At 71.6% G+C, this 26,386-nt stretch carries 22 protein-coding genes and 1 pseudogene; 11 read left to right on the forward strand and 12 right to left on the reverse strand.

The window, feature by feature from the left end:
- Nucleotides 1-104: 104 nt before the first annotated feature.
- Nucleotides 105-1,595, forward strand: a complete 1,491-nt coding sequence (locus tag ACZ7M7_RS22275) for a 3' terminal RNA ribose 2'-O-methyltransferase Hen1 (RefSeq protein WP_472119510.1) — start codon at nucleotides 105-107, stop codon at nucleotides 1,593-1,595.
- Entirely contained in the window at nucleotides 1,592-4,141 is a 2,550-nt protein-coding gene (locus ACZ7M7_RS22280) for a polynucleotide kinase-phosphatase (protein ID WP_472119512.1), read from the forward strand. The genes ACZ7M7_RS22275 and ACZ7M7_RS22280 overlap by 4 nt, the downstream gene beginning before the upstream one ends.
- A gap of 15 nt (nucleotides 4,142-4,156) precedes the next feature.
- On the opposite strand, the gene ACZ7M7_RS22285 is transcribed toward ACZ7M7_RS22280, so the two are convergent.
- Entirely contained in the window at nucleotides 4,157-5,056 is a 900-nt protein-coding gene (locus tag ACZ7M7_RS22285) for a diacylglycerol kinase catalytic domain-containing protein (RefSeq protein WP_472119515.1), read from the reverse strand.
- A complete protein-coding gene (locus tag ACZ7M7_RS22290; protein WP_383604565.1) occupies nucleotides 5,053-6,090 on the reverse strand; it encodes an SPFH domain-containing protein in 1,038 nt (345 codons plus the stop codon). The genes ACZ7M7_RS22285 and ACZ7M7_RS22290 overlap by 4 nt, the downstream gene beginning before the upstream one ends.
- 121 nt (nucleotides 6,091-6,211) lie before the next feature.
- Here ACZ7M7_RS22290 and ACZ7M7_RS22295 point away from each other — a divergent pair, with 121 nt between their 5' ends.
- Nucleotides 6,212-7,435, forward strand: a complete 1,224-nt coding sequence (locus ACZ7M7_RS22295; RefSeq protein WP_383604562.1) for an arginine deiminase — start codon at nucleotides 6,212-6,214, stop codon at nucleotides 7,433-7,435.
- Nucleotides 7,436-7,515: 80 nt separating this feature from the next.
- Nucleotides 7,516-8,523, forward strand: coding sequence for an ornithine carbamoyltransferase (gene argF / locus ACZ7M7_RS22300; protein ID WP_472119519.1), 1,008 nt, complete (start codon nucleotides 7,516-7,518; stop codon nucleotides 8,521-8,523).
- Between the two features lie 5 nt (nucleotides 8,524-8,528).
- Here argF and ACZ7M7_RS22305 read toward each other — a convergent pair whose 3' ends face one another.
- Nucleotides 8,529-8,981, reverse strand: a complete 453-nt coding sequence (locus ACZ7M7_RS22305; RefSeq protein ID WP_383604556.1) for an ATP-binding protein — start codon at nucleotides 8,979-8,981, stop codon at nucleotides 8,529-8,531.
- A 319-nt stretch (nucleotides 8,982-9,300) separates the two neighbouring features.
- Between ACZ7M7_RS22305 and ACZ7M7_RS22310 the strand changes: the two genes are divergently transcribed.
- Both ACZ7M7_RS22310 and ACZ7M7_RS22315 read left to right on the forward strand, forming a co-directional pair.
- The gene (locus tag ACZ7M7_RS22310) at nucleotides 9,301-10,128 is read left to right on the forward strand and encodes an enoyl-CoA hydratase family protein (protein WP_383604552.1); all 828 of its coding nucleotides are present in this window, start codon (nucleotides 9,301-9,303) and stop codon (nucleotides 10,126-10,128) included.
- Nucleotides 10,113-12,476 (forward strand): bifunctional salicylyl-CoA 5-hydroxylase/oxidoreductase, encoded by a 2,364-nt coding sequence (locus tag ACZ7M7_RS22315; RefSeq protein ID WP_472119523.1) that lies wholly within the window; start codon nucleotides 10,113-10,115, stop codon nucleotides 12,474-12,476. Before ACZ7M7_RS22310 ends, ACZ7M7_RS22315 begins: the two co-directional genes overlap by 16 nt.
- Here the strand turns inward: ACZ7M7_RS22315 and ACZ7M7_RS22320 are convergent.
- The 5 genes and pseudogenes from ACZ7M7_RS22320 to ACZ7M7_RS22340 form a co-directional block, all read right to left on the reverse strand.
- Nucleotides 12,460-13,671 (reverse strand): sulfate adenylyltransferase subunit 1, encoded by a 1,212-nt coding sequence (locus tag ACZ7M7_RS22320; protein WP_472119526.1) that lies wholly within the window; start codon nucleotides 13,669-13,671, stop codon nucleotides 12,460-12,462. The two genes, ACZ7M7_RS22315 and ACZ7M7_RS22320, sit on opposite strands and share 17 nt — an antisense overlap.
- A 2-nt stretch (nucleotides 13,672-13,673) precedes the next feature.
- The gene (gene cysD / locus ACZ7M7_RS22325; protein WP_472119529.1) at nucleotides 13,674-14,591 is read right to left on the reverse strand and encodes a sulfate adenylyltransferase subunit CysD; all 918 of its coding nucleotides are present in this window, start codon (nucleotides 14,589-14,591) and stop codon (nucleotides 13,674-13,676) included.
- A pseudogene (gene cysC / locus ACZ7M7_RS22330) lies at nucleotides 14,588-15,140 on the reverse strand (adenylyl-sulfate kinase). Before cysC ends, cysD begins: the two are co-directional and overlap by 4 nt.
- 139 nt (nucleotides 15,141-15,279) lie before the next feature.
- Nucleotides 15,280-16,092 carry a PaaX family transcriptional regulator gene (locus tag ACZ7M7_RS22335; RefSeq protein WP_472119531.1) on the reverse strand — a complete coding sequence of 271 codons (813 nt, stop codon included), beginning with the start codon at nucleotides 16,090-16,092 and terminating at the stop codon, nucleotides 15,280-15,282.
- A gap of 15 nt (nucleotides 16,093-16,107) precedes the next feature.
- Nucleotides 16,108-17,721, reverse strand: a complete 1,614-nt coding sequence (locus ACZ7M7_RS22340; protein ID WP_472119534.1) for an AMP-binding protein — start codon at nucleotides 17,719-17,721, stop codon at nucleotides 16,108-16,110.
- 193 nt (nucleotides 17,722-17,914) lie between these two features.
- Between ACZ7M7_RS22340 and ACZ7M7_RS22345 the strand changes: the two genes are divergently transcribed.
- On the forward strand, nucleotides 17,915-19,105 hold the full coding sequence (locus ACZ7M7_RS22345) for an acyl-CoA dehydrogenase family protein (protein ID WP_472119537.1): 1,191 nt from the start codon (nucleotides 17,915-17,917) through the stop codon (nucleotides 19,103-19,105).
- On the forward strand, nucleotides 19,102-19,500 hold the full coding sequence (locus ACZ7M7_RS22350; protein WP_383604529.1) for a RidA family protein: 399 nt from the start codon (nucleotides 19,102-19,104) through the stop codon (nucleotides 19,498-19,500). The genes ACZ7M7_RS22345 and ACZ7M7_RS22350 overlap by 4 nt, the downstream gene beginning before the upstream one ends.
- 7 nt (nucleotides 19,501-19,507) lie before the next feature.
- Here ACZ7M7_RS22350 and ACZ7M7_RS22355 read toward each other — a convergent pair whose 3' ends face one another.
- Entirely contained in the window at nucleotides 19,508-19,702 is a 195-nt protein-coding gene (locus ACZ7M7_RS22355) for a DUF5999 family protein (protein ID WP_383604526.1), read from the reverse strand.
- Nucleotides 19,703-19,939: 237 nt separating this feature from the next.
- Here ACZ7M7_RS22355 and ACZ7M7_RS22360 point away from each other — a divergent pair, with 237 nt between their 5' ends.
- Nucleotides 19,940-20,401, forward strand: a complete 462-nt coding sequence (locus ACZ7M7_RS22360) for a DUF6299 family protein (RefSeq protein ID WP_383604523.1) — start codon at nucleotides 19,940-19,942, stop codon at nucleotides 20,399-20,401.
- A gap of 77 nt (nucleotides 20,402-20,478) precedes the next feature.
- On the opposite strand, the gene dmpG is transcribed toward ACZ7M7_RS22360, so the two are convergent.
- The 3 genes from dmpG to ACZ7M7_RS22375 are packed head-to-tail and all read right to left on the reverse strand — an operon-like array spanning nucleotide 20,479 to nucleotide 23,296.
- Entirely contained in the window at nucleotides 20,479-21,486 is a 1,008-nt protein-coding gene (gene dmpG / locus ACZ7M7_RS22365; protein ID WP_472119543.1) for a 4-hydroxy-2-oxovalerate aldolase, read from the reverse strand.
- On the reverse strand, nucleotides 21,483-22,463 hold the full coding sequence (locus ACZ7M7_RS22370) for an acetaldehyde dehydrogenase (acetylating) (RefSeq protein ID WP_472119546.1): 981 nt from the start codon (nucleotides 22,461-22,463) through the stop codon (nucleotides 21,483-21,485). The genes dmpG and ACZ7M7_RS22370 overlap by 4 nt, the downstream gene beginning before the upstream one ends.
- A complete protein-coding gene (locus ACZ7M7_RS22375) occupies nucleotides 22,460-23,296 on the reverse strand; it encodes a 2-keto-4-pentenoate hydratase (RefSeq protein WP_383623278.1) in 837 nt (278 codons plus the stop codon). Before ACZ7M7_RS22375 ends, ACZ7M7_RS22370 begins: the two co-directional genes overlap by 4 nt.
- Nucleotides 23,297-23,442: 146 nt before the next feature.
- Between ACZ7M7_RS22375 and ACZ7M7_RS22380 the strand changes: the two genes are divergently transcribed.
- A complete protein-coding gene (locus ACZ7M7_RS22380; protein ID WP_383604981.1) occupies nucleotides 23,443-24,165 on the forward strand; it encodes an IclR family transcriptional regulator in 723 nt (240 codons plus the stop codon).
- A gap of 66 nt (nucleotides 24,166-24,231) precedes the next feature.
- Nucleotides 24,232-26,379, forward strand: coding sequence for an ATP-binding SpoIIE family protein phosphatase (locus tag ACZ7M7_RS22385; RefSeq protein ID WP_472119549.1), 2,148 nt, complete (start codon nucleotides 24,232-24,234; stop codon nucleotides 26,377-26,379).
- Nucleotides 26,380-26,386 lie beyond the last annotated feature (7 nt).

A 26,386-nucleotide genomic window follows, 5' to 3' on the forward strand; every position in this document is an offset into this window, starting at 1 on the left:
GGAACGGGTGGGGCGAAAAACCCGGGTGGTTACGGCGTGCGCTCTGTACGTTGTATGGGCGGCGCACATGCGCAGCTCAGACCCTATCCAAAGGCCAACCCACCGTGTTCCTGACCATCACAGCCACCGGCACCCCAGAACGCCCCGCCACCGATCTCGGCTTCCTGTTGCACAAGCATCCCGAGAAGGCGCAGGCGTTCTCCACCTCCTACGGCAAGGCGCACGTCCTCTACCCCGAGGCCGACGCCGAGCGCTGCACGGCGGCGCTGCTGTTGGAGGTCGACGCGGTGGCACTGGTCCGGCGTGGCAAGGGCAAGGGGCGGGGTGGCGCGCCCGACGCGGCGCTCGCGCAGTACGTCAACGACCGGCCGTACGCAGCCTCCTCGCTGCTCGCGGTAGCGCTCAGCGGTGTCTTCTCCAGCGCGATGCGGGGCGTGTGCAATGCCCGGCCGGACCTGCCGGCTCAGCCGCGGCCGCTGCGGATCGAGGTGCCCGCGCTTCCGGCCCGGGGCGGTCCCGAGCTCGTACGGCGGCTGTTCGAGCCGCTCGGCTGGGCGGTGACCGCCGAACCCGTGCCGCTGGACGTGCAGTTCCCCGAGTGGGGCGATTCACGGTACGTGCGGCTCGTGCTGGAGTCGGAGGGGCTGACCCTCGCCGAGGCCCTGCGTCACCTTTATGTCCTGCTCCCTGTCCTCGACGATGCCAAGCACTACTGGGTCTCCTCCGAGGAGGTCGACAAACTGCTGCGGGCCGGTGAGGGCTGGCTGGCGGAGCACCCGGAGCAGAAGCTGATCACCAGCCGGTATCTGTCGCGCCGCTGGTCGCTGACCCGGCAGGCGATGGAGCGGCTGGAGCTGGTGCGGCTCGCGGAGGCCGACGACAGCGAGGTCGAGGACATCGACAACGCCGTCGAGGCGGAGAGCGAGGCCGAGGAGAAGCCGACCCCGCTCGCCGTGCTGCGCCGGGACGCGATCATGGCCGCGCTCAAGGCGTCCGGTGCCGCGCGCGTGCTCGATCTCGGATGCGGACAGGGGCAGTTGGTGCAGGCGCTGCTCAAGGACCCGGCGTACACCGAGATCGTCGGTGTGGACGTGTCGATGCGGGCGCTGACCATCGCGGGACGGCGGCTGAAGCTGGACCGGATGGGGGAGCGGCAGGCCTCGCGCGTGCAGCTCTTCCAGAGCTCCCTCGCCTACACCGACAGCCGCCTCAAGGGCTACGACGCCGCCGTGCTCAGCGAGGTCATCGAGCACCTCGACCTGCCGCGGCTGCCCGCCCTGGAGTACGCGGTGTTCGGCTCCGCGCGTCCCCGGACGGTTCTGGTGACCACCCCGAACGTCGAGTACAACGTCCGCTGGGAATCCCTCCCGGCCGGCCACGTCCGGCACGGCGACCACCGGTTCGAGTGGACGCGCGAGGAGTTCCGGTCGTGGGCCGGGGCGGTGGCCGAACGGCACGGGTACGGCGTGGAGTTCGTACCGGTCGGACCGGACGACCCGGAGGTGGGCCCGCCCACCCAGATGGCCCTGTTTGAAATCAGCACAGCCGGCATGAAGAGCAGTGTGAACGACGAGAAGGAGGCGAAGGCGGCATGAGCGAGACCACCCAGGCGACCAAGGGACGGGTCCTGCCCGTCACCGACCTCTCCCTCGTCGTGCTCGTCGGCGCCTCCGGCTCCGGCAAGTCCACCTTCGCCCGCCGGCACTTCAAGCCGACGGAGGTCATCTCCTCCGACTTCTGCCGAGGCCTGGTCTCCGACGACGAGAACGACCAGAGCGCGACCCGGGACGCCTTCGACGTCCTGCACTACATCGCGGGCAAGCGCCTGGCGGCCGGCCGCCGTACGGTCGTCGACGCCACCAGCGTGCAGCAGGACAGCCGACGGCAGCTGATCGAGCTGGCCAGGCAGTACGACGTGCTGCCGATAGCCATCGTGCTCGACGTGCCGGAGGACGTGTGCGCCGAGCGCAACGCGGGCCGCACCGACCGGGCCGACATGCCGCGCCGGGTCATCCAGCGGCACACCCGTGAACTCCGGCGGTCCCTGCGGCACCTGGAGCGCGAGGGCTTCCGCAAGGTGCACGTCCTGCGAGGCGTGGACGATGTCGAGAACGCGTCAGTCGTCACCGAGAAGCGCTTCAACGACCTCACCCACCTCACCGGCCCGTTCGACATCGTCGGCGACATCCACGGCTGCGCCTCCGAACTGGAGTCGCTGCTCGGCAAGCTGGGGTACGCCGACGGTGTGCACCCGGACGGCCGCACCGCCGTCTTCGTCGGCGACCTCGTCGACCGCGGCCCGGACAGCCCCGGTGTGCTGCGGCGCGTGATGTCGATGGTGAAGTCGGGCAACGCGCTGTGCGTGCCGGGCAACCACGAGAACAAGTACGGCCGCTACCTCAAGGGCCGCAAGGTCCAGCACACGCACGGACTCGCCGAGACCATCGAGCAGATGGAGGGCGCGAGCGAGGAGTTCCGCGCCGAGGTAAGGGAGTTCATCGACGGGCTCGTCAGCCACTACGTCCTCGACGGCGGCCGGCTCGTGGTCTGCCACGCCGGTCTGCCGGAGAAGTACCACGGCCGTACGTCGGGGCGGGTGCGCTCGCACGCGCTGTACGGCGACACCACCGGGGAGACCGACGAGTTCGGGCTGCCGGTGCGCTACCCGTGGGCCGAGGACTACCGGGGCCGCGCGGCTGTGGTCTACGGCCACACCCCGGTGCCGGAGGCCACCTGGCTGAACAACACCATCTGCCTGGACACCGGTGCCGTCTTCGGCGGCAAGCTGACCGCGCTGCGCTGGCCGGAGCGGGAACTGGTCGACGTACCTGCCGAGCAGGTCTGGTACGAGCCGGCCAAGCCGCTGCGGACGGAGGCACCGGGCGGGCACGACGGACGGCCGCTCGACCTCAACGACGTCCACGGACGCCGGGTGGTCGAGACTCGGCACGCCGGGCGGGTGTCGGTCCGTGAGGAGAACGCGGCCGCGGCCCTGGAGGTCATGAGCCGCTTCGCCGTCGACCCGCGCCTGCTGCCGTACCTCCCGCCGACCATGGCACCCACGGCGACCAGTCACATCGAGGGCTACCTGGAGCACCCGGCGGAGGCCTTCGCGCAGTACGCGGCGGACGGTGTCGAGCGGGTCGTGTGCGAGGAGAAGCACATGGGCTCGCGGGCCGTGGCGCTGGTGTGCCGGGACGTGGAAGCCGCCCGCAAGAGGTTCGGGGTGGAGGGTCCCACCGGGTCGCTCTACACCCGCACCGGTCGCCCGTTCCTCGACGACGAGTCGGTCACGGAGACGATCCTGGAGCGGCTCCGTACGGCGGTCGGCGAGGCCGGTCTCTGGGACGACCTCGAGACGGACTGGCTGCTGCTCGACGCCGAGTTGATGCCGTGGTCGCTGAAGGCGCAGGGTCTGCTGCGGTCGCAGTACGCCGCGGTCGGCGCCGCCTCCGGGGCCGTGTTCCCGGGTGCGCTCGCCGCACTGGAGGGTGCAGCGGGGCGCGGCGTCGACGTGTCGGACCTGCTCGCCCGCCAGCGCGGACGGGCGTCGGACGCCGCCGCGTTCACGGAGGCGTACCGCCGCTACTGCTGGACCACGGACGGCCTGGACGGCGTACGCCTGGCACCGTTCCAGATCCTGGCCGCCCAGGGCCGCAGCCTGGCCGCGCTCCCGCACAACGAGCAGCTCGCCCTCCTCGACCGGCTGGTGGAGCACGACAGCACCGGCCTGCTGCAGACGACCCGGCGCCTCTACGTCGACACCGGTGACCCGGAGTCGGTGCAGGCCGGCGTCGACTGGTGGCTGGAGATGACGGGCCGTGGCGGCGAGGGCATGGTCGTCAAGCCGCTCGGTGCGGTCGTGCGCAGTGGGGAAGGGCGACTGGTCCAGCCCGGGATCAAGTGCCGGGGTCGCGAGTACCTGCGGATCATCTACGGTCCCGAGTACACGCGGCCGGACAACCTGGCCCGGCTGCGGCAGCGGTTCCTCAACCACAAGCGGTCCCTCGCCATCCGCGAGTACGCGCTGGGCCTCGAGGCCCTGGACCGGCTGGCCGAGGGCGAGCCGCTGTGGCGGGTGCACGAGGCGGTGTTCGGGGTGCTGGCGCTGGAGTCGGAGCCGGTGGACCCCCGGCTGTGAACCGAGGGAGCGGCTTCAGCCGACCAGCCGCAGCCGCTCCCGGCACACGCCGACCCGGACCGTCTGGCCCCAGGTCAACTCGACCGCGTCCGTCTCCATCCCGTCCCCGAAGGCGACGAGCCGCTCGGACTCGACGGTGAGGTGGAGACGGGACGCGGCGGCGAGTTCCCCGGCCACCCGCGACGTCCCGGTGGCCGGGGACGGCCAGGCCTCCCGGACGTACCACAGCAGGCGCTCCTCCGTCGGGGAGGGCAGCCGCAGCTGCCCTCCCCGCTCCTGCCACACCGACCGGATCCAGCCGGTCGCCCCCGTCCCGGTGCCGATCAGCACCCCGGACGAGGCCTGGGCCTCGACGACACCCCCGTCGTCCTCCAGGCCCAGGCGGTATCGGGCCGTCTGGTGTCCGACGGCGCCCAGGTAGATCTCGTTCAGCGCCACGAGCCGCTGTGTGTCGTCGGCCACGGCCTCGACCATGGTGAGTTCGTCGCAGGCGCCCCTTCCGGATTGCGCCGAGGTGAGGAGCGGGCCGGTGTTCTCGGGGCGGTGGCGCACGAGGACACCCGGGTTGCGGCCGGGGTCGGAGTCGATGCCCAACACCGGCTGCCCGGCGAGGTACTTGGCCACATTCGCGACCAGGCCGTCCTGCCCGACCACGACCACCACGTCCTCCGGGGCGAACAGGAACCGGTCCAAGTCGGCCCTTTCGACTCGGCTCTGACGCCAGGTCAGGGGGATCGCCGAGGTCACCTCCGCCAGGGCGTGGCGCGTCCGGTGGTGGCGTTCGGCGACCTCCGCGATGTCCCGGCCCCGGGAGGCGAGGAAGAAGGCGGCCTGGCCGTGCGTGCCGTGCCGGGCCACCAACTCCTCGTACTCCGTGGTGCGATGGACGAGGACGACCCGGGGAGCGAGGCTCACGCCTGCTCCTGCGTACCGAGCCTGGCGAGCAGCCCCGTCAGCACGTCCGGCGACACCGTCACGCTGTCGATCCGCGGCAGGTTCTCCGCGAGCCGCGTCCCGGTGAGGGCGTGCAGCGTCGCCACGTCCACTTCGCCGTGCACCCGCAGCCAGGCCGCCTGCGCCTGAGCCCGTGCTTCACCGACCTCGCGTGCCCCTTCGGCCTCCGCCCGGGCCAGCCGTACGGAACGGGCTGCCTCGGCTTCGGCCAGCCGTACCGTCCGTGCCGCCTCCGCCTCGGCCCGGACCGCGTCGGCTGCCGCGTGCTCCTCGGCCTCCCGCCGCGCGTTGGTGCCCCGCTGGTCCACCAACTGCTCCTCGCGGCGGGCGAGTTCGATCTGGCTGGCCAGTTCGTTCTCGGCGATCGCCCGTTCCCGCTCGACGGCCACCGCCCGGCGCTCGTACGTCGCCCGGTCAGCCTCCTGCTGGATCTGCTCGCGGGCCGGGGTGCGCAGCGCCCGCTCCACCTCCGGCTCGGGGCGCAGCGCCATGACGCGTACGGCGACGACCTCGATGCCCGTCGACGGGAGCCGCGGCTCGCCGGCCAGGCCCGCCGCGATCCGCTCCCGCACCGCCGTCACGCCGTCGACCAGCGCCGCCGACAGCGGCGTACGGGACAGGACGTCCAGCGCGTGCTGCTGGGCCGTCTCCGTCAGAAGCGTCCCCAGCTGCTCCAGCGGCGTGCCCCGCCACGCGCCCGTGTCCGGGTCGATGGAGAAGTCCAGGCGCGACGCGGCCAACGCCGGGTCGCTGATCCGGTAGGTGACCGTCGCCTGGACGGCCACGTCCTGGAAGTCGGACGTACGGGCATGGAAGGTCATCGCCAGCTCCCGGTCGTCCACCGGCACTTCGGACAGTGCGGCGGTCAGCGCCCGGAACCAGAAGCTGAGCCCGGGGCCGTCGTGCAGCAGCTTGCCGCCGCGGTGGTGGCGGATGTGCGCCGTGGGCGCGCCGCGCAGATGGCGCCAGCCGAGGCGCCGGGTGATGTCGGCCATGGGACCCCCTCGCTTTTCGTCATGTAGACGATAAGCGTGATGCCTGCTTGTCGTCAAGGGGACGAAAACGGAAACGGTCAAGCGGGGGGTGAACCCGGTCGGCGATGGTCAGGATGGAGGCATGGGATTCCATGTCGACTCCGAGGCCGGGCGCCTGCGCCGCGTCATCCTGCACCGGCCCGATCTCGAGCTCAAAAGGCTCACCCCCAGCAACAAGGACGCCCTGCTCTTCGACGACGTGCTGTGGGTGCGCCGGGCGCGCGCCGAGCACGACGGGTTCGCCGACGTACTGCGCGACCGCGGGGTCACCGTCCACCTGTTCGGCGACCTGCTCACCGAGGCCCTGGAGATCCCGGCGGCCCGGAAGCTCGTCCTGGACAGGGTCTTCGACGAGAAGGAGTACGGGGTGCTGGCCACCGACCACCTCCGTGCGGCCTTCGAGGGCCTGCCCTCGCCCGAACTGGCCGAAGCCCTCATAGGGGGCATGACCAAGCGGGAGTTCCTGGAGGCGCACCCCGAGCCGATCTCCGTGCGCTTCCATGTCATGGAGCTCGACGACTTCCTCCTCGCGCCCCTGCCCAATCATCTCTTCACCCGGGACACCTCCGCCTGGATCTATGACGGCGTCTCCGTCAATGCCATGCGTTGGCCCGCCCGGCAGCGCGAGACGGTCCACTTCGAGGCGATCTACCGGCATCACCCGCTGTTCCGTGACGAGACGTTCCATGTCTGGTCCGAGGGGCAGGCCGACTATCCCTCCACCATCGAGGGCGGGGACGTCCTGGTGATCGGCAGCGGAGCCGTGCTCATCGGGATGAGTGAGCGGACCACGCCCCAGGCCGTCGAGATGCTCGCCCACAAGCTGTTCGCCGCCGGGTCGGCGCAGACGATCGTGGCCCTCGACATGCCCAAGCGGCGCGCCCTCATGCATCTCGACACCGTGATGACGATGGTCGACGGCGACGTCTTCACCCAGTACGCCGGGCTCGGCATGCTCCGCTCGTACACCATCGAACCGGGCGCCGGCGACAAGGAGCTGAAGGTCACCGACCATCCGCCGGAGCACATGCACCGCGCGATCGCCGCCGCGCTCGGCCTCAGTGAGATCCGCGTCCTGACGGCGACCCAGGACGTCCATGCGGCCGAACGTGAGCAGTGGGACGACGGCTGCAACGTGCTGGCCGTCGAGCCGGGTGTGGTCGTCGCCTACGAGCGGAACTCCACCACCAACACACATCTGCGCAAGCAGGGCATCGAGGTGATCGAGATCCCGGGGAGCGAGCTGGGGCGGGGGAGAGGTGGGCCGCGGTGCATGAGCTGTCCGGTCGAACGCGAGGCCGTGTAGGCGAAAGTCTGACCGTATAGAAATGCCGATGGTCGTATAGACTTCCACAGTCCTTGTACTCGTACCTCTGGAGCGCCCCCATGGCGACTGTCCCGACCGCCCTCGCCGGCCGCCACTTCCTCAGGGAGCTCGACTTCACCGGGCAGGAGTTCCTCGGGCTGGTCGAGCTGGCCGCCGAGCTGAAGGCCGCCAAGAAGGCCGGGGCCGAGACGCAGTACCTGCGGGGCCGGAACATCGCGCTGATCTTCGAGAAGACCTCGACGCGCACGCGCTGCGCGTTCGAGGTCGCGGCCGCCGACCAGGGCGCCTCGACGACGTACCTCGACCCGTCGGGCTCACAGATCGGCCACAAGGAGTCCGTGAAGGACACCGCGCGTGTGCTGGGGCGGATGTACGACGGGATCGAGTACCGCGGGGACAGCCAGGCGAACGTGGAGGAGCTGGCGGCGTACGCGGGCGTGCCCGTCTTCAACGGTCTGACCGACGACTGGCACCCGACGCAGATGCTGGCCGACGTGCTGACGATGACGGAGCACAGCGCCAAGCCCCCGAAGGAGATCGCCTTCGCCTACCTGGGCGACGCCCGCTTCAACATGGGCAACTCGTACCTGATCGCCGGGGCGCTGCTCGGCATGGACGTGCGGATCGTCGCCCCCCAGGCGTACTGGCCCGCCCGGGCGATCATCGAGCAGGCCCTCAAGCTCTCCGAGGCCAGCGGGGCCCGCATCACGATCACGGAGAAGGTCGACGAGGGGGTCCTCGGGGCGGACTTCGTCGCCACCGACGTCTGGGTTTCCATGGGGGAGCCCAAGGAGGTGTGGGACGAGCGGATCGCTGCGCTGGCTCCGTATGCCGTGACCATGGACGTGCTGCGGGCCACCGGGAACCCGGCCGTGAAGTTCCTCCACTGCCTGCCGGCGTTCCACGACCTGGGCACGAAGGTCGGGCGCGAGATCTTCGAGCGGCACGGCATGGAGTCGCTGGAGGTCACGGACGAGGTCTTCGAGTCGGCGCACTCCGTCGTTTTCGACGAGGCGGAGAATCGGATGCACACGATCAAGGCGGTTCTGGTGGCGACCCTCGCCTGAGGCGGTTACAGCGGGCGGCGCTGAGCAGGCACGACCGGCAGTCTGAACCAGACCGCCTTGCCGGAGCCCGCCGGGCGGTGGCCGCAGGACGAGCTCAGGGTGCGGATCAGCAGGAGACCCCGGCCGTGCTCCTGCCAGGGGTCGGGCTCGCCCTTGGTGGGGCGGGTCAGATCGCCGGGCGGGGCCGGGTCCGGGTCGTGGACCTCGACCTGGCAGCCGGACGGCAGCAGCTCCACGACCAGCTCTATGGGGCCGTCGCCCGCGGTGTGCTCCACGGCGTTCGCGACCAGCTCCGCCGTGAGCAGCTCCGCGGTGTCGCTGTCGGCGGCGTGCTCCAGCTCGGCCAGCGCCGTACGGACCAGGGCACGCGCGACGGGCACGGCTGCGACCGTGTGCGGCAGCGCGATACGCCAGGAGGCGGAGGCTGAGGAGCGATCTTGCAAGGCGTGTCCGTTCATGAGCAGGCTGTCCTGCTTTCAACCTTATGAATGGTACGGCGCCACCCGGTGAAGGGCCTCCGAAGGGCACCGTTCGGAACCTTCGGCCCCGACTGCTGGGCGACTTACCCAGGTGAACGGCCCCCCTCGCGCGGTTGATCCCGTCGTTACGGGGGTGTCGACGAGCCGTGACGGATGTGACGGAGCAAGGTCACACCCGGTTGGCTTATTGCGTGCTCGTGACGACAGTCAAAGTTGAGTGATAGCTTCGAAGGGTAGAGCTCGGAGGGCAGAGCTCAGCGAGGCAGTGCCCGCCGTCCGCCTGAGGAGGCCGCACGTCATGAGTCCCTTCACCGGCTCCGCCGCCCGTACCCCCGACTGGAAACATCTGCGGGTCGAGCATGCCGACGGCGTCGCCACCGTCACCCTCGCCCGCCCCGAGAAACTCAACGCGCTCACCTTCGGCGCCTACGCCGACCTGCGCGATCTGCTCGCCGAGCTGTCCCGGGAGAGGGCGGTGCGGGCGCTGGTGCTGGCCGGCGAGGGCCGCGGCTTCTGCTCCGGCGGCGACGTCGACGAGATCATCGGCGAGACCCTGGCCATGGACACCGCCCAGCTCCTCGACTTCAACCGGATGACCGGGCAGGTCGTGCGGGCGGTTCGGGAGTGCCCGTTCCCGGTGATCGCGGCGGTGCACGGGGTGGCGGCCGGGGCCGGGGCGGTACTGGCGCTCGCGGCCGACTTCCGGGTCGCCGACCCCACCGCCCGCTTCGCGTTCCTCTTCACCCGGGTCGGCCTGTCCGGCGGCGACATGGGTGCCGCGTATCTGCTGCCCCGGATCGTCGGCCTCGGGCACGCGACCCGGCTGCTGATGCTGGGCGAACCGGTCCGGGCACCGGAGGCCGAGCGCATCGGCCTGATCAGCGAGCTGGCTGAGGAGGGGAGCGCGAATGAGGCCGCGCAGACACTCGCCCGCCGCCTGGCCGAGGGCCCGGCCCTCGCGTACGCCCAGACGAAGGCCCTCCTGACAGCCGAGCTGGACATGCCGCTGGCGGCATCGGTGGAACTGGACGCGTCGACGCAGGCCCTGCTGATGAACGGCGAGGACTACGCAGAGTTCCACGCGGCGTTCACCGAGAAGCGCCCTCCCAAATGGAGGGGGCGGTGACTGTGCCGACCAATGGGACGCGGGGAACTGCGCGACCAGCCCCCACCAGCCCGCAGCTGCCGAATGAGACCAGCCACCCCCTACGAGTCGCAATCATCGGCGGCGGCCCCGCCGGCCTCTATGCCGCCGCCCTCCTCAAACGCCTCGACCCCACCCGAGAGATCACCGTCTGGGAACGCAACGCCCCCGACGACACCTTCGGCTTCGGAGTGGTCCTCTCCGACGAAACCCTCGGCGGCATCGAGCACGCCGACCCCACGGTCTACGCGGCGCTCCAAACGCACTTCACCCGCTGGGACGACATCGACATCGTCCACCGCGCCACCCGCCAGACCTCCGGAGGACACGGCTTCGCGGCCCTGGGCAGAAAACGCCTCCTGGAGATCCTCCACGACCGCTGCCGCGCCCTCGGCGTGGAGCTCCGCTTCCGCTCGGAGGCCCCGTACCCGGCCTGGCTGGCAGAGACGTACGACCTGGTCATCGCCGCAGACGGTGTGAACAGCGCCACCCGCGAGGCCTACGCCCATGTGTTCCGCCCCCATGTGGCCACCCACCACTGCCGCTATATCTGGCTGGCCGCCGACTTCGCCTTCGACGCCTTCCGCTTCGAGGTCGCCGAGACCGAGCACGGCGTGATGCAGCTGCACGGCTACCCCTACGCTCCCGACGCCTCCACCGTCATCGTCGAGATGCACGAGGACGTGTGGCGAGCCGCCGGATTCGACGAGGTCGACGAGCAGGAGTCGATCGCCCGCTGCGCCAAGATCTTCGCGGACGCCCTCGGCGGACGGTCCCTCAAGTCCAACAAGTCGGCATGGACCACCTTCCGCACGGTCGTCAACGAGCGCTGGTCGCACGAGAACGTCGTCCTGCTCGGCGACGCCGCCCACACCGCCCACTTCTCCATCGGCTCCGGCACCAAGCTGGCTGTCGAGGACGCCCTCGCGCTCGCCGCCTGTCTGGAGGAACAGCCCGACATCCGCGGCGCGTTGAGGGCGTACGAGGAGGAGCGCAAGCCCGTCGTGGCCTCCACGCAGCGCGCCGCACGCGCCAGCCTGGAGTGGTTCGAGAACCTCGGCCTCTACCTCGACCAGCCGTCCCGCCAGTTCGCCTTCAACCTCCTCACCCGCAGCCGCCGCGTCACGCACGACAACCTGCGCCTGCGTGACGCCGGTTTCACCGAGGCCGTGGAGCGCGACTTCGGCTGCCCGGCCGGCACGCCCCCGATGTTCACCCCGTTCCGGCTGCGCGGCCTGACCCTGCGCAACCGGGTCGTCGTGTCCCCGATGGACATGTACTCGGCCACCGACGGCGTCCCCGGCGACTTCCACCTCGTCCACCTCGGCGCCCGCGCCCTCGGCGGCGCCGGCCTGGTGATGACCGAGATGGTGTGCGTCAGCCCGGAGGGCCGGATCACCCCCGGCTGCACCGGCCTCTACACCGGCAAGCAGGGCGAGGCCTGGCGGCGGATCGTCCAGTTCGTGCACGCACAGGCACCCGGCACCGCGATCGGCGTGCAGCTCGGCCACAGCGGGCGCAAGGGCTCGACCAGGCTCATGTGGGAGGGCATCGACGAGCCGCTGGAGGACGGCAACTGGCCGCTCGTGGCCCCGTCCCCGCTTCCCTACAAGCCGCACAGTCAGACCCCGCGTGAGCTGACCCGCTCCCAACTCACCGACATTCGCGAGCAGTTCACCGCGGCCGCCTGGCGCGCCGCCCGCGCCGGATTCGACCTCCTCGAACTCCACTGCGCGCACGGCTACCTGCTCTCGGGCTTCCTCTCCCCGCTGACCAACCAACGCACCGACGCCTACGGCGGCTCCCTGGAGAAACGGCTCCGCTTCCCGCTCGAGGTCTTCGACGCCATCCGATCCGTCTGGCCGGAGGAACGGCCGATGACCGTCCGTATCTCCGCCACGGACTGGGCCGAGGGCGGCACGACGGCCGAGGACGCCGTCGAGATCGCCCGCGCCTTCGCCGCGCACGGCGCCGACGCGATCGACGTGTCGACCGGGCAGGTCGTGGCCGACGAGCAGCCGGAGTACGGGCGGTCGTACCAGACGCCGTACGCGGACCGGATCCGCCACGCCACCCGCCTGCCGGTCGTCGCGGTCGGGGCGATCTCCTCCTGGGACGACGTCAACTCCCTCATTCTGGCGGGCCGTACGGACCTGTGCGCCCTCGCCCGCCCCCACCTCTACGATCCGCACTGGACGCTGCACGCGGCGGCCGAGCAGGACTACGACGGCCCGGGTGTCGCCTGGCCGGCGCCGTACCGGGCGGGCAGCCGGCGTCCGCAGACGGGGCGCACGGACGCGCCCAAACCCCGGCTCAGTCTGGGGAGCTGATCTCGACCATGCCGGCGGTCAGCGTCGCGCCGTCCGCCGGGTCGATCAGGATGAACGCGCCGGTGCGCCGGGAGACCGCGTAGTCGTCGAGGGCGAGCGGCTCGGCGGTGCGCAGGGTGATCCGGCCCAGGTCGTTGGCCCTCGACTCGGCTGCCCCGCCGAGGTCCTTGACGACGGCATTCACGGTTCGGGTGGTGTGTCTTACCAGTACCCGGTCGCCGACCCTCAGCGGGCGGTCGGCCAGGTGGCACGCGGTCGCCCGGACGTCCCGGGTGAGCGCCGGGACATCGACGCCCGTGGTGATCAGGTCGCCGCGCGAGACGTCCCGCTGGTCGGCGAGGCGGACGCTGATCGACTGCGGCGCGTACGCCACGTCGACGTCCCGGCCGAGTACGTCGATGCCGGTGATCTCGGACGTCGCGCCGGACGGGTGCACGCTCACCCGGTCGCCGACCCGCAGCGAGCCGGAGGCCAACTGGCCTGCGTAGTACCGGGCTTCACCGTGGCGGATCACGTACTGGACGGGGAAGCGGACAGGGGCGTCGGCGGGGTCGACGCCGACCGGGACGTTCTCCAGGAACTCCAGCAGCGCCGGGCCGCCGTACCAGTCCATGTGGGCCGAGCGCTCCACGACGTTGTCCCCGGCGAGCGCCGAGACCGGTATCGGCGTGAAGCCGGGCAGCCCCAACTCGGCCGCGTGACCTGCGAAGTCCTCGACGATCGCGTCGAACTCCCGCTCCCCGTACCCGACCAGGTCCATCTTGTTCACGGCGAGCACGACGTGCGGCACTCGCAGCAGCGCGGCGATCGCGGCGTGCCGGCGGGTCTGCTCGACGACACCGTTGCGGGCGTCCACCAGGATCACCGTCAGCTCCGCCGTGGACGCACCCGTGACCATGTTCCGCGTGTACTGCACATGGCCGGGGGTGTCGGCGAGGATGAACCGGCGCCGGGGTGTGGCGAAGTAGCGGTAGGCCACGTCGATGGTGATGCCCTGCTCGCGCTCGGCGCGCAGGCCGTCGGTGAGCAGTGCGAGGTCGGGGGCGTCCTGGCCGCGGTTGCGGGAGGCGTGCTCCACGGCCTCCAGCTGGTCGGCGAGGACCGATTTCGAGTCGTGCAACAGGCGCCCGACGAGAGTCGATTTGCCGTCGTCGACGGACCCTGCGGTGGCGAACCGAAGCGTGTTCACGCCCATGCTCAGAAGTACCCTTCGCGCTTACGGTCTTCCATCGCGGCCTCGGACATCTTGTCGTCGGCGCGGGTCGCGCCGCGCTCGGTCAGCCGGGAGGCGGCGATCTCGGTGATCACTTTCTCGATGGTGTCGGCGTCGGAGTCCACCGCACCGGTGCAGGACATGTCGCCGACCGTGCGATACCGGACCTGACGCTTCTCGACGACCTCGTCCTCGCGAGGCCCGCCCCACTCACCCGCCGTCAGCCACATGCCGTCCCGCTGGAACATCTCGCGCTGGTGGGCGTAGTAGATGTCCGGCAGCTCGATCTCCTCGCGGGCGATGTACTGCCACACGTCCAGCTCGGTCCAGTTGGACAGCGGGAACACGCGCACGTGCTCGCCGGGCGCGTGACGGCCGTTGTAGAGGTTCCACAGCTCTGGTCGCTGGCGGCGCGGGTCCCACTGCGAGAATTCGTCCCGCAGGCTGAACACCCGCTCCTTGGCCCGCGCCTTCTCCTCGTCCCTGCGCCCGCCGCCGAACACCGCGTCGAACCGCTCGCTCTGGATCTTCTCCGTCAGCGGCAGAGTCTGGAGCGGATTCCGCGTCCCGTCGGGACGTTCGCGCAGCACACCCCGGTCGATGTAGTCCTGTACGGAGGCCACATGGAGGCGCAGCCCATGTGCGGCAACCACACGGTCCCGGTAGTCGATGACCTCGGGGAAGTTGTGCCCGGTGTCCACATGCAGCAGCGCGAAGGGCATCGGCGCCGGCGCGAACGCCTTCAGCGCCAGGTGCAGCATGACGATGGAGTCCTTGCCGCCGGAGAACAGGATCACCGGCCGCTCGAACTCACCGGCCACCTCACGGAAGATGTGGACGGCCTCGGACTCCAGCGCGTCCAGGTGGGAGAGGCCGAACCCGTTCACACCGAACCCGTTCACACCAGCCCCCGCTCCGCCAGGACGGCGTAGACGGCGGCGGCCGACTCCTCGGGCGTCTGGAGCTGTGTGGGAAGGACGAGGGAGGGGTCCTCGGGCGGCTCGTACGGGTCGTCGACGCCGGTCAGCCCGGACAGCTGTCCCGCGGCCTGTCGGGCGTAGAGCCCCTTCACGTCCCGCTCGCTGCACACCGCCATGCACCTCGATGTACGGCGTCCCGCTCGCCTCGTGCCGCTTGCGCACGGCCTCGCGGCTGTCGGCGTACGGGGCGATGACCGGGACGACGGACAGCACGCCGTTGCGCGAGAGCACCTCCGAGACCAGCCCGATGCGCTGCACGTTGGTGTTCCGGTCCTCCCGAGTGAAGCCCAGGCCCGCGGAGAGGAAGCGGCGGATCTCGTCGCCGTCGAGGACCTCCACGCGATGTCCCTCGGCCTTCAGGCGGTCACCGAGCCGACGGGCGATGGTCGTCTTGCCCGCGCTCGGCAGCCCGGTGAGCCAGACGGTGGCCCCCTGAGCCCTCGGGCCTGCCTTTCGGGCCGTGGTGGTCATGCGCAACAGTCCTCATCTCTCACTCCGCTCTCACTCCGCGTCCTACCTCACGACGACCCCATGGACGCTAGGTAAGGAACTTGAGAGGAGACGCAGAGGAACCTGAGGGTTCCGTTAGTGGCGCATGGTGCGCCCGAGGTCACAGACCGGCGAACACCGCTCCGGCGTCCCTAAGACGCTCGTGCAGTCCCCGGAAGACGGCGGCCGAGCGCGCGCCCGGCCAGTCCGCGGGCAGCAGCCGGGCGGGCAGGCCGGGGTCGGTGTAGGGGAGGTGGCGCCAGGAGTCCAGGGCGAGGAGATAGTCGCGGTACGCCGCCTCGGGCGGGGTGTCCTGCCGCTCCTCCCAGTCGTGCAGCACCCGCGCGTGGCGGTCGAGGAACGCGTCGTGCTCCTTGGCGATCGCGGCCAGGTCCCACCAGCGGGCGACGGCCTCGGCGGTCGGCGTGAAGCCGAGATGCTCGCCGCGGAAGAAGTCGACGTAGCCCTCCAGGCGCAGCCGCTGAAGGGTGTGCCGGGCCTCCTCGTAGAGCCGGCCCGGCGCGATCCACACGCCCGGAGCGGCCGTCCCGAAGCCGAGGCCGGCCAGCCGCGAGCGCAGCACATGGCGCTTCTGCCGCTCCGACTCCGGCACCGAGAACACCGCGAGCACCCAGCCCTCGTCCTCGGGCGGCGTGGTGGCGTAGATGCGCCGGTCGCCGTCGTCGAGCAACTGGCGGGCGTCCGGGGAGAGTTCGTAGCCCGCCGCGCCCTGGGCCGTTCGGGCCGGCAGCAGCAGCCCGCGCCGCTTGAGCCGCGACACCGACGAACGCACGGAAGGAGCGTCCACGCCGACCGCGGCCAGCAGTCTGATCAGCTCGGCGACCGGCACCGGGCCGGGCATGTAGCGGCCGTAGGCGCCGTAGAGCGTGACGATGAGAGACCGTGGTGCATGCTGGTCGGACACGTTGATCATCTTAGGTCGTACGGATCACTGCTGGTCACTCGGCGGGTCACCACCGTCGCGCAAACGGAAGCGCTGGAGCTTGCCGGTCGCGGTGCGCGGCAGCGCGTCCAGGAAGACGATCTCACGCGGGCACTTGTACGGCGCCAGCTCGGCCTTCACGAACGTGCGGAGCGCCTCCGCGTCCTGGCGCGCACCCTCCTTGAGCACCGCGTATGCCACCACGATCTGTCCGCGCGCCTCGTCGGGCCGCCCCACGACCGCCGTTTCCAGCACGTCCGGGTGGCGCAGGAGCGCCTCCTCGACCTCCGGGCCCGCGATGTTGTAGCCGGCCGAGATGATCATGTCGTCCGCACGGGCGACGTAGCGGAAGTAGCCGTCACTCTCCCGGACGTAGGTGTCGCCGGTGATGTTCCAGCCGTGGCGCACGTACTCGCGCTGCCGGGGATCGGCGAGATAGCGGCAGCCGACGGGCCCGCGCACGGCGAGCAGTCCGGGCTCCCCGTCGGGCATCTCCCGGCCCTCGTGGTCGACCACGCGCGCGTGCCAGCCCGGCACCGCCACCCCGGTCGTCCCGGGCCTGATGTGCTCGTCGGCCGCGGAGATGAAGATGTGCAGCAGCTCGGTGGCGCCGATGCCGTTGATGACCCGCAGCCCGGTCCGCTCCTGCCAGGCCTGCCAGGTGGCGGCGGGCAGGTTCTCGCCCGCCGAGACGCAGCGGCGCAGCGAGGAGACGTCGTGCGAGTCGAGCTCGTCGAGCATCGCGCGGTACGCCGTCGGCGCGGTGAACAGCACGGACACCCGGTGCTCGGCGATCGCGGGCAGCAGCTGCTTGGGGCCGGCCTGTTCGAGGAGCAGGGCGCTGGCGCCGGCCCGCATGGGGAAGATCACGAGTCCGCCGAGGCCGAAGGTGAAGCCGAGTGGGGGACTGCCGGCGAAGACATCGCCCACCTGTGGTTGCAGCACATGTTCCGAGAAGGTGTCGGCTATCGCGAGCACATCCCGGTGGAAGTGCATACAGCCCTTGGGCCGTCCGGTGGTCCCGGAGGTGAAGGCGATGAGGGCCACGTCATCGGCTGAGGTGTCGGCGGCGGCGTACGGCGTGTCGGGCGCCGGGCGGTGCAGCAGGTCGCCGGGGGCGTCGCCGCCGTACGTCGCGATCCGCAGCCCGGGTATCTCGGCCTTGGCGAGGTCGTCGACGGCGCGGATGTCGCACAGTGCGTGCCGCACCTCGGCTATCTCGCACATGGTCTTCAGCTCGTGCGGCCGTTGCTGGGCCAGCACGGTGACGGCGACCGCGCCCGCCTTCAGCACCGCCAGCCAGCAGGCGGCCAGCCAGGGCGTGGTCGGGCCGCGCAGCAGCACCCGGTTGCCCGGGACGACACCGAGGTCGCCGGTGAGCACATGCGCGAGGCGGTCGACGCGGGCGCGCAGTGTGCCGTACGTCCATGTGCCGCCGGACGGGGTGTGGAACACGGGTCGCTCGTCGGGCGGGCCGTCGAGCAACTCGGCCGCGGCGTTGAGCCGATCGGGGTAGTCCAGCCCCGGCAGGTCGAGGCGGAGCTCGGGCCACTGGTCGGGCGGTGGCAGATGCTCGCGGGCGAAAGTGTCGACGTGGGCGGAGCGGTGCAGACCGGCCATGGCGGTTCGCCCCCTTGCCTTGTGGGCTGCCTGTGGGCGTCGTGGTGTGCCAGGGCCTGTTCCTGAAGCGGCCCTGAGCGGGTCTCAGCACAGGGAGCGTATCGTGTTGGTGACGACAGTCAATGGGGCGCGATATCGTCGGGGAGGTCCGTCGAGAGGGTCCGTCGCGCACGGCCCCGCAGGGAGGTCGGCAATGCCCGCATTCTCGCTCGATCCGGCGCAAACCGCCTGGTGTGCCGAGCTACGCACCCTGGCCGCCGAACGGCTGAGCCCGCTCGCGGAGAAGGGTGAACCCGGGCACGTCAATCGCCCGCTGGTCGCCGAGCTGGGTCAACTGGGGCTGCTGCGGCGTCTGTTCAGCGCCGGTGCGGTCGATCTGTGCCTGATGCGCGAGTCCCTCGCGTACGCCTGCACGGAGGCGGAGACCGCACTCGCCCTCCAGGGCCTGGGCGCGCATCCCGTCCACGCCCATGGCACCCCGGCCCAGCGCGAGCGCTGGCTGCCCCGGGTGGCCGAGGGCAGCGCGGTGGCGGCCTTCGCGCTGAGCGAGCCGGGGGCCGGGTCGGACGCGGCGGCGCTGGAGCTGCGGGCCGAACGGGACGCCTCACGGCCGGGAGGGCCGGGGGAGACGCCGGTCGCCTCGGTCGCCGCCGAACCCGACGGCCCCGCCCGCTGGCGCCTCACCGGTGAGAAGTGCTGGATCTCCAACGCCCCCGAGGCCGACTTCTACACCGTCTTCGCCCGCACCACCCCCGGCGCCGGTGCCCGTGGCGTCACCGCCTTCCTGGTCCCCGCCGACCGTCCCGGCCTCACCGGAGCGGGCCTCGACATGCTGTCCCCGCACCCCATCGGCGCCCTCCACTTCGATGCCGTTCCCGTCACCGCCGACGACGTCCTGGGCGAGCCGGACCGCGGCTTCCGGGTCGCGATGGGCACCCTCAACCTCTTCCGGCCGAGCGTCGGTGCCTTCGCCGTCGGCATGGCGCAGGCGGCCCTGGACGCAACGCTGGCCCACACCGCCCAACGGGACGCGTTCGGCGGCAAGCTGAAGGACCTTCAGACGGTCGCCCACCAGGTGGCCGAGATGGCCCTGCGTGCCGAGGCGGCCCGTCTCATGGTGTACGCGGCGGCGACGGCGTACGACGAAGGCGCCCCGGACGTCCCGAAGCGCGCGGCGATGGCCAAGCTGCTGGCGACGGAGACGGCGCAGTATGTCGTCGACATGGCGGTCCAGTTGCACGGTGCCCGTGCCCTGCGCCGCGGCCATCTGCTCGAGCACCTCTACCGCGAGGTGCGTGCCCCGCGCGTCTACGAAGGTGCCAGCGAGGTCCAACGCGGCATCATCGCCAAGGAGTTGTACACGACCATGGAGGCCGGTCAGTGAGTACCGAGCGTGTCAACCCGCCCGACCTGTCCCCGCCCACCGGGTTCTCCCACGCGGTCGTCGCCACGGGATCCCGGGTCGTGTTCCTGGCCGGGCAGACCGCGCTCGACGCCGACGGCAAGGTGGTGGGGGAGACGCTGCCGGAGCAGTTCGAGCGGGCGCTCACCAATCTGCTGGCCGCGCTGGCGGCGGCCGGCGGCACCCCGGCCGACCTCGCGCGGGTCACCGTCTATGCCACGGACGTGGCGGCGTATCGCGCCCAGGTCGCCGAACTCGGCAGAATCTGGAAGCAGTTGGCGGGCCGGGACTATCCCGCGATGGCGGTCGTCGAGGTCGTACGGCTCTGGGACGAAGAGGCCATGGTGGAGCTGGACGGGTTCGCGGTACTGGCGTAGGCCGTGCTCACGCGGCCATCGCGAGCCGGTCGGCCGGCACCCGGTGCGGGGCGACCACGCGGCCGTCGGGCAGCAGCTCACCGCTGTCGTCGAAGACGATGGCGCCGTCACACAGGAGGCTCCAGCCCTGCTCGGGGTGGGCGGCCACCACATGTGCGGTGCGGCTGTCGGAGGAAAGGCACGAAGGCTGGTAGGAACACATGGCGCACCTCCATATCGGGCGGACGAACCGTTCGGGTCGTCCATATGGGTAGACCATGCGCCCGCCGCGAACTCATCGGAACGGCGCGCTGTGAACCGTGACAACACGCGGACAACTCTCTGACCGATCCACGAAGGTCGCAGCGGACTCGCCACCGAAGGGGTGACGGTCACGCCCAAGGGCACACCCGCCGGGTACCAGTGGAAGCCCCCACTCCGCCCATCGGGAGGTCATCCCATGCCCCTGCGCCCCGCACTCGCCACCGCCGTCGGCGCCGCGCTGTTCCTGCTGCTCGCCGCGCCCTCGGCGCCCGCCGACTCCGACGCTCCCACCGAGCCCGAGGAGACCGTCACCGTCGGCACCAAGACCCCCATGGCCGAGGACGGCACCATCACCGTCTCCGGCACCTACCGCTGCATCGACAGCACGGGACCCACGTTCGTGAGCGCCTCCATCGGCCAGAAGGACTCCACCACCCGGTACGCCATCGGCGGCACCCTCGCCGAGTGCGACGGCAAGCAGCACCGCTGGGAGAACAAGAGCAAGGCCCCCGCGGACGCCACCCTCAAGCACGGCAGGGCGAACGTCGAGGTCACCGTCGTGGAGCTGCGCCCCGTGGACGGCCTGGGCGGCCTGCCCCTGCCGCACTTCCACGCGGTGGTGAAGAAGGACATCACCCTGTCGAAGCCCAAGGCGTGACTGCTGCACGGCCTCCCGTCGCCCCCCGTGGACCGCGCCTCCTTCCGGCCGACCGGAAGGGGGCGCGGTCGCGTTGCTCAGGCGCGGGCGACCAGGTCCAGCGCGATGTCGGTGATCATGTCCTCCTGGCCGCCGACCATCCCGCGCCGGCCGGCCTCGACGAGGATGCTGCGGGTGTCCGTACCGTGGCGGGCGGCGGCGGTCTCGGCGTGCCGCAGGAAGCTGGAGTACACGCCCGCGTAGCCGAGGCTGAGGGTCTCGCGGTCCACCCGCACCTCGCGGTCCTGCAGGGGGCGTACGAGGTCGTCGGCCGCGTCCATCAGGGGGAACAGGTCGCAGCCGTGCTCCCAGCCCATCAGGTCGGCGACCGCGACGAACGCCTCCAGCGGACAGTTGCCCGCGCCCGCGCCCTGCCCGGCGAGCGAGGCGTCCACCCGGGTCACGCCGCTCTCGACGGCGACGACGGTGTTGGCGACGCCCAGCGCGAGGTTGTGGTGGGCGTGGATGCCCAGCTCGGTCGCCGGGTCGAGGACGTCGCGGTAGGCGCGGAAGCGGTCCCGGACGCCGTCCATGGTGAGGCGGCCGCCGGAGTCGGTGACGTAGACGCAGTGGGCGCCGTACGACTCCAACAGCTTGGCCTGGCGGGCCAGTTCGGCCGGGTCGGCCATGTGGGACATCATCAGGAACCCGGCGACGTCCATGCCCAGCTCCCGCGCGGCGGCGATGTGTTGAGCGGAGATGTCGGCCTCGGTGCAGTGCGTCGCGACGCGGACGCTGCGGATGCCCAGGGCGTGCGCCTGCCTGAGGTCGTGCAGGGTGCCGATGCCGGGCAGCAGCAGGGTCGTGGGCACGGCGCGCTGCGCGGCGTCCACCACGGCCTCGATCCATTCCCAGTCCGTGTGGGCGCCGACGCCGTAGTTGATGCTGGAGCCCGCCAGGCCGTCGCCGTGGGCGATCTCGATGGCGGCCACGCCCGCGGCGTCCAGCGCGGCGGCGACGGCGCGGGCCCGGTCGACGGTGTAGCGGTGCCGGACGGCGTGCATGCCGTCCCTCAGGGTCACGTCCTGGACGTACAGACGGGTCATCGGGAGGCCACCTCCGTGGCGATGGGGGTCCCCCCGCTCGAGCGAAGCCGAGAGTGGGGGAGTGCGGCCATGCGTTCCGCGGTGCGCAGCGCGGCCGAGGTCATGATGTCGAGGTTCCCGGCGTACGCCGGGAGGTAGTGCGCGGCGCCCTCGACCTCCAGGAAGACGGACACCTTCAGGGCCCCGCCCCCGCCCGCGCCGGGGACGAGGGCGTGCAGCGGGTCGCCGGACGGCACCCGCTCGAACTGCACCTGCTGCTTGAGCCGGTAGCCGGGCACGTATGCCTGCACCCGCCCGACCATCTCCTCGACCGACGCGGTGACCGCCTCCGTCGCGCAGTCGGAGACCAGGCAGTGCACGGTGTCCCGCATGATCAGGGGCGGTTCGGCCGGGTTGAGCACGATGATCGCCTTGCCGCGCGCGGCGCCGCCGACCCGCTCGACGGCGGCGGAGGTGGTCTCGGTGAACTCGTCGATGTTGGCGCGGGTGCCGGGGCCGGCGGAGCGGGAGGCGATGGACGCGACGATCTCGCCGTAGTGCACCGGTGTGACGGCGTTGACGGCGGCGACGACCGGGATGGTGGCCTGGCCGCCGCAGGTGACCATGTTGACGTTCGGGGCGTCGAGGTGGGCGTCGCCGTTGACCGGCGGGACGACGTACGGGCCGAGGGCGGCCGGGGTGAGGTCGACCAGGGTGCGGCCCAGGGGGCGCAGTACGTCGTCGTGGTGACGGTGGGCGCCGGCCGAGGTCGCGTCGAAGACGATCTCCACATCGGCGAACTCGTCCAGGGCGACGAGCCCTTCGACGCCCTCGTGGGTCGTGGCCACCTTCAGGCGACGGGCGCGGGCCAGGCCGTCGGAGTCCGGGTCGATGCCGGCCAGCGCGGCGATCTCCAGCGACTCCGACAGCCGGAGGATTTTGATCACGAGGTCGGTTCCGATGTTGCCGGAGCCGATGACGGCGACCTTCGTGCTCACAGTGCGCCCCCGTCCTTCGCGAAGGCGACCCGCACGGAACCCAGCCCGCAGACACGGGCCTCGAACACGTCGCCAGGCGCGGCGGGCGCCATCGGGCCGAGCGCGCCGGTCAGCACCAGGTCGCCCGCGCGCAGCGGATCGCCCCGCTCGGCGAGCGCGCAGGCCAGCCACACGGCCGCGTTGAGGGGGCTGCCGAGACAGTCGGCGCCGGTGCCCTCGGAGACGGTCTCGCCGCCCCGCGTCATGGTCATCGTCACCGTCCGCAGGTCGACGTCGGTGAGCGGTACGGGAGTTGTGCCCAGGACGTACAGGCCGCAGGAGGCGTTGTCGGCGACCGTGTCGACCAGGGAGATGTCCCAGCCCCGCACCCGGCTGTCGACGATCTCCAGCGCGGGCAGCGCGAAGTCGACCGCGCGCAGGACGTCGACGACCGTGCACGCGGGGTGCGGCAGGTCCCGCCCGAGGACGAGCGCCACCTCGGCCTCCACCTTCGGCTGGAGCAGCCGCCCGGCGCTCACCTCACCGCCGTCCGGTACGGCCATGTCCGCGAACAGTGCGCCGAAGTCGGGCCGGTCCACGCCGAGTTGGCGCTGTACGGCCACGGAGGTCAGGCCGATCTTGCGGCCGACGATCCGGCGGCCGGCGTCCAGCCCGCGCCGCACGTTGAGCTGCTGCACGGCGTACGCGGTCTCCAGATCGGCGCCGGCGTCGAACAGGTCACGCACCGGAGGGCAGGCGGTCCCGGTGCGGGCGGCCTCCGCCAGCAGATCGGCGGCCTTGACCACGGCCGGCGGGGCGGCGTCCGGGCGGACGCCGTCGGGTGGGGTCGACACGGGATACCTCCGAAGAAGGAGCGGTGGCTGATGAACCGATGCGGAAGGAGCCGGTGGCGCCCACAGCGGGTCGCCACCGATATAGACACGCCCCGCCGCCAAGCGACAAACTTTGTTCCGTGACACGGAACAGCGCGAGCGGCAGCATGCTGGAGAAGGCCGCAATCATCCTGGAGTGCTTCAGTCCGAGCGGCGGACCGTACCGTCTGTCGGAACTTTCGGAGCACACCGGCCTGCCCAAGCCCACGGTGCACCGGCTGGCCGCGGACCTCGTCCGGCTGGGCTGGCTGGAGCGCTCGGGGCCCCAGTACCGGCTCGGGGCCAAGCTCTTCGAGCTCGGCTCGCTGGTGCCGCACCGGCTCGATCTGCGCGAGGCGGCCCTGCCGTTCCTCCAGGACCTGTTCGAGGCCACCCGCGAGACCGTCCACCTCGGGGTGCGAGAAGGCATGGACGTCGTCTATCTCGAACGCATCCACGGCCACGAGGCACTCCAGCTGCCCTCCCGCATCGGCGGCAGCCTTCCGCTGACCTGCACCGGCGTCGGCAAGGCCCTGCTGGCCTTCTCCGGCGCCGAGCTGACCGAGGAGGTGCTGTCCCGGCCCCTGCCGAGCCTCACGCCGCACTCCATCACCGACCCGGACCGGCTGCGCACGGCCCTGGAGAAGATCCAGGTCTCCGGCCTGGCCTACGAGGAGCAGGAGGCCGCCCTCGGCGTGGCCTGCATCGCGGCTCCGGTGTTCGCCGGCGGCACCACGGTCGCCGCCCTCTCGGTGGCGGTGCCGCGCGCCCGGTTCAGCCCCGCCCAGTTGGCGCCCGCCGTACGGACCGCCGCGCTGGGACTGTCCCGGGTGCTGCGCGGGGGCGGCTGACGGCGGCCGGCACTCGTCCCGCCGTACGGACTGAGGCGCCCGCGTGAGCGGCGTAACGTCGTGTGTGTGGAGCCCACGGCCGACGGTCTGCTCTCGCGCGCGGCGCGCGAGCTCGGTGCGCGAGCGAACGAGCTCACAGCCGACGTGCAGCGGCGCCTGCTGCGCGAACTCCCCGCGCTGTGGGAGGACCCGTACGTGGCCCGGATGGCCGGCGAGAACGTCGCCGAGCACATCGGCGCGGCACTGTTCGGCCTGGAGCACGCCATCGAGCCGAAGCTGATCGAACTGCCGGCCGCCGACGTGGATCGCGCGCAGATACTCGCCCGGCACGGCATCCCGCTGAGCGAGATGCTGCGCGCCCTCCGGCTCTCGGAGGAGATCGTCTTCGACCGGCTGCTCACGGAGCTGTCCCGGCTCAGCGACGACGCCCAACAGGTCAGCGAGGCGGCCCGGGAGCTGAACGCCATGTCGACGACGTACGTGGACCGGGTCTCGGAGCAGGCCGTCGCGACGTTCCAGGAACAGCGGGACCGGCGGCTGCGGTGGCGGTCGGCGATGGTGAACGAGGCGAGCATGCGCATCGGCACCACCCTCGACATCGCCCGCACCACACAGGAGCTGGCGGACCTCGCCAGCGACCACTTCGCCGACGTCGTCACCGTCGACCTGCTCGACGCCGTGCTGCGAGGACAGGACGCCGTGGACAAGGGCCCGCCCGTGCTGCGCCGGATGGCCCGCGGACCCGCGGACGCGGCGGATCCGGAGACGGCGATCGCACCGCAGCAGCTCCACATCCCGGCAGACGGCTCGCCGGCGGCGGACGCCCTGGCCAATGGGCGTCCCTCCCGGCACCAGCACGGCAGGAACCGGGGCATTCCGCGAGCCCACTCGACCCTCGTCGTCCCGCTGCGCGCCCGCGGCACCACACTGGGCGTCGCCGAGTTCCACCGCCTCGGCAACACCGCCCGCTACGACGACGAGGACCTGGTCCTCGCCCAGGAGATCGCCGCGAGGGCCGCCGTCGCCGTCGACAACGCCCGCCGCTACACCCACGCCCGCGCCACCGCCGTCACCCTCCAGCGCAGCCTCCTTCCCCAGGAGGCGCCCGAGCAGTCGGCCGTGGACGTCGCCTACCGGTACCTGCCGGCCGGCTCCGATTCCGGCGTGGGCGGCGACTGGTACGACGTCATCCCGCTGTCCGGCGCCCGGGTGGCCCTCGTGGTGGGGGACGTGGTCGGCCACGGCATCCGCGCCGCCGCCACGATGGGCCTGCTGAGGACTGCCGTACGCACCCTGGCCGACATCGATCTGCCGCCCGACGAGCTCCTCACCCACCTGAACGACGTCGTCGTGCGTGTGACCACCGAAGCGTGCACGGACCCCGACGCCGAGCCCGGCGCCGATGTCGGCGGGGACAACGGCGCCACCTGCCTCTACGCCGTCTACGACCCTGTCTCCCGCCGCTGCACCCTGGCCCGCGCGGGGGACGTGCCCCCGGCCGTGGTGGTCCGGGACGGCACCGCGGAGCTGCTGGACGTGCCGCCCGGCCCGCCGCTCGGACTGGGCGGGCTGCCCTTCGAGACGGTGGAGGTCGAACTGCCCGAGGGCAGCCTGATCGCCCTGTGCACCGACGGGCTGATCCGAGCCCGCGACCACGACGCCGACGCCGGTCTCACCGCACTGCGACAGATCCTCGCCCGGCCGGCGACCTCCCTGGAAGCGACCTGCGACACCGTGCTGGAAGCCCTGCTGCCCTCCCGGCCGGACGACGACATCGCCCTGCTTCTCGCCCGCACCCGCGCGCTCGGGACCGACCGGGTCGCCACCTGGGACCTGGAAGCCGACCCGGCTGTGGTGGCCCGCGCGCGCTCCGACGTCTCCCGCCAACTGGCGGCCTGGGGGCTGGAGAACCTCGAGTTCACGGCGGAACTGGTGGTCAGCGAACTCGTCACCAACGCCATCCGCTACGGCCGTTCCCCGATCAGCCTGCGCCTCATCCACGACCGCACCCTCCTGTGCGAGGTCTCCGACGCCAGCAGCACCACCCCGCACCTGCGCCGGGCCCGCGTCCTCGACGAGGGCGGGCGGGGTCTGCTGCTGGTCGCGCAGCTCGCCGGGCAGTGGGGGACGCGTCATGCCCGGCGTGGCAAGACGGTCTGGGCCGAGCTGAACGAGTCGGCCGAGTTCCCGGCGTTCGACCTGGACGTCGGGTAGTCGGGCG

The organism is Streptomyces sp. NPDC111606, from assembly GCF_055656945.1.